Source organism: Acidisphaera rubrifaciens HS-AP3 (assembly GCF_000964365.1).
GTDB lineage: Bacteria > Pseudomonadota > Alphaproteobacteria > Acetobacterales > Acetobacteraceae > Acidisphaera > Acidisphaera rubrifaciens.
This window is the reverse complement of the sequence record NZ_BANB01000524.1, coordinates 1-2888: the sequence shown is the minus strand read 5'-3', so window position 1 is coordinate 2888 and position 2888 is coordinate 1. Positions and strand designations below refer to the sequence as shown.

The 2888-nt window shown below is 72.1% G+C and carries 3 protein-coding genes; all 3 read right to left on the bottom strand.

The window, feature by feature from the left end:
* Positions 1-1179, bottom strand: a 1179-nt coding sequence (locus B8460_RS14080; RefSeq protein WP_148360611.1) for a glycosyltransferase family protein, incomplete at its 3' end; no start/stop codon positions are given.
* The gene (locus B8460_RS14075; protein ID WP_048862243.1) at positions 1164-2210 is read right to left on the bottom strand and encodes a glycosyltransferase family 4 protein; all 1047 of its coding nucleotides are present in this window, start codon (positions 2208-2210) and stop codon (positions 1164-1166) included. The genes B8460_RS14075 and B8460_RS14080, both read right to left, overlap by 16 nt.
* A 2-nt stretch (positions 2211-2212) precedes the next feature.
* A partial coding sequence (locus B8460_RS14070) for a class I SAM-dependent methyltransferase (RefSeq protein ID WP_048862242.1) occupies positions 2213-2888 on the bottom strand: 676 nt, incomplete at its 5' end.

Below are 2888 nucleotides of genomic sequence, written 5' to 3'. Positions count from 1 at the left end.
ATGCCCCGCCGCCGCCGCCTCGGCGACGCGCAGCAGCGCGCCTGCGTAATCATCGACCCGATGCAGCGCGAGCAGCCGCTGCCGCCCGCGCCTGCCGGCCTGCGCATACGCCTCCGGGTCGCGCGCGTGCGCCGCGAGATGCGCGACGATGTCCTCCACCTCGCGCGCCGGATCGACGTGGAACACCACCCCCTCCGGCAGCGCGCCGTACCAGCCGACGCGCGTCACCAGGCTCGGCAGCGCGTGGCCCCAGATGCGCAACTGGCTCGCCGACGCCTCGCCCATGCTCGGATAGCGGAGATTGACCGCGAGATCGGCGCGGTCGAGCGCCGCCGCCAGCACGCCGTCCTCGACATAGCCATGCCGCGTCACCTGCGCGCCGAGGCCGAGTTCGGTGACCAGCGCGTCCACCTCGCCCGGATCATCGAGCCTGCCGTAGATGTCGAGCGTGTACAGCCCGCGCAGATCGGGCGCCGCCAGCGCCCGCAGCAGCGACGGCAGCCGCCGGTTCGGCCCCATGAAGCCGAACGCGATCAGCCGCCACGGCGCCGGCCCGCGCGCCCGCGCCGGCGGCTCCGGCAGATGCGTCGTGTCGATCGACAGCGGCACGTAATGCACCGGCAGCCGCGTCCGCCCGGTCAGCGCCGCCGCCTCCGCCTCGTTGTGGACGATCACGCCGATCGCCCCCTCCGCCGCCTCCAGCGTCAGCGGATAGCGCGGCATCAGCGTCTCGATCGCGACCTCGCCGGCAACCAGCCGCCGCGCATCCGCCAGCGCCGCCTCGCCGTGCCAGTGGCGCATCGCGTCGAAATAGATCGACGCCGCCTCGCCGCCCTGCACGCCGTAATGGGCGAAGAAGTTCTGCAGACAGGTGTCGTGCAGCACCACCACGCCCGGCACGCGCCGCGCGATGGCATGGATGCCCTTGTGGAACGTGCTGTTGTTGCCGAGGTTGTAGAAGATCGCATCCGCCGCGTTCAGCTCCGCCGCCGGCACGATGTCGGGCGTGAAGCGGCGTATCTCCACGCCCTCGATCGGCGCCCACGCCTCCTGATCGGTCCAGGCGCGCACGTCGGCATGGCGCGCAAGCTCGGCCAGCACCGGCGCGCTGTGATTGGCGACCTCGGTCGGCAGCGGCGGCAGCGGCGAGAACACGTCGATCCTCAGCCGAGCAGGCATTCGAGCACCCTCTCCCAGCCGATACCCATGTCGTGATAGCGGTCCAGCGCCGCCCGGCCGAGCCGCGCCGCCAGCGCGGGATCGGCCCATAGCCGGTCGAACGCCCCGGCGAGCGATTCCGGCGTCGGCGCGCACACGATCCCGGTCTCGCCGTCCTGCACGAACTCCAGCGGGCCGCCGGAATCGGTGCAGGTCACCAGCGCCTTGCCCGCCAGCATCGCCTCCAGCCCGACATAGCCGTAATCCTCGTCCACCGGCGGGAACACCACCGCCCGCGCGCCGGCATACAGCGCCCGCTTCTTCGCCTCCGGCACCGCGCCGAGCCAGGTGACGCGGCCGCCCAGCCCCTCGGCCTCGGCCTGGCGCTGCACCTGCCGCGCGTATTCGGGCGTGTCGGCGCCGCCGATGAACACCAGCCGCACCGGCCGGCGCGTATGCGCGAGCGCCGCCAGCGCCAGCACCTGCCGCTTCGCCGGATTGAGCCGGCTCGGGAACAGCAGATAGTCGCCGTACTCGCCGGCGACGATCCGCTCCGCCCCCGGCGGCGGGTGATACAGCGGCGTCGACGCGATGCCGCAATGCTGCTCCAGCCGCCCCGACACGTTGGCCGACAACGTGTAGATCTCCCGCGCCTCCGGCAGCGCCACGCGGTCGGCGTCGCGGATCGTCATGCGCATATGCGCCCCGTGCGGCGCCGCCGTCAGATCGCCCAGCGGCGAGCCCCACAGGTCATAGGCGCCACGATGCTGGTGCAGCAGCCACACCACCTTGTCCGGATGCGGCATCAGATAGGCGGGAAACTTCAGCGCGATCACCCGGTCGATGCGCCCCGCGCCCGTCGCCGCCAGATCGACCATGCGGCAGGCGAGCATGTGGTCGGCGATCCGTTCCGCCGGATACCATTTGAACGGCAGCGTGACGATCTCGGCCTCGTGCCCCGCCGCGCGCAGTTCGCCGCACAGGCTCTCGGCAAGCATCTCCGCGCCGCCGCGCACGAACGGCACCTGCACGCTCGCGATCGCCACCCGCATCGTCAGGCCTTCCCGGCGATCAGCGCATAGTCCTGCGGCCCGTGGAACAGCGCGTCGAGCTGTGCGGCCAGCACCTCGTCGCGCGCGGTAAAGCGCGCCTGCGACGGATGCAGCTCGTGGATGCGCACCCCGACGAAGCCGCGCGCCTCGGCGATCATCGCCGTCATCTCGGCCGGCATCGGGTTGCGGTGCGTGGGATCGAGATAGAAATACCGGCTGCCGACCAGCACGTTCGCCGGATTCGGCGTCTCGAACAGCACCACGCCGCCCGGCGCCAGCACGCGCAGGCTTTCGTCGAGCAACGCGACGAAGACGCGGAACGGCAGGTGCTCGATGATATGGAACCCGGTCACCGCGCCGACCGACGCATCGGGCAGCCGGCGCAGGTATTCGATCGCGTCGTCCGCCGCGCAATCCAGCCCCATCTCGCGGCACAGCGCCGCCATGCGCGCGTTGAGATCGACGCCCAACGCGACCAGACCCTCGTCGCGCAGCAGCTCCAGCCACTCGCCGCGCCCGGCGCCGACATCGACGATCGGCCGCGCCGCCGTCCCCGCGCCCGCCGCGCGCATCACCGGCAGATGCGCGCGCTGGCGCTCGCGTATGTCGGCGCGCGCGCCGCGGAACCGGTCCTCGAACGCGACATACAGCGCATCCAGCCGATGATCGTCCTCCGTC